Consider the following 284-nt stretch of genomic DNA (forward strand, 5'->3'; position numbering starts at 1 on the left):
CGTATTTAAAAGGTGAAGATACTCCGCCAGAAGTACCTCCAACAATTCAAGTTGAAGAAACGAAAGAATAAAAATCATTCTTTTTGCTTTTTGAATAACCAAAAGTGCTTAGATTTGTAAAAGAAAAACTTCTCAAAAACAAATCTTTTTATGCTCAGCATCAAAAATCCAGAAGGAGCATTAGTAAGAAAACAACAAGGATACTTAAATTATTTACAAGGTATCATGTTGTCTCAAACAAATATCAACCAAGCAGAGAAGCATTTCAAAAAAGCAATCGAACT

At 31.0% G+C, this 284-nt stretch carries 1 pseudogene; it reads left to right on the plus strand.

Annotated elements, in window-relative coordinates:
- Window positions 1-156 precede the first annotated feature (156 nt).
- Window positions 157-284: pseudogene (locus tag K6T82_RS24320) on the plus strand (DUF2892 domain-containing protein); the annotation flags it as partial.

Source organism: Flavobacterium potami, assembly GCF_020026915.1.
GTDB classification, from domain to species: Bacteria; Bacteroidota; Bacteroidia; order Flavobacteriales; family Flavobacteriaceae; genus Flavobacterium; species Flavobacterium potami.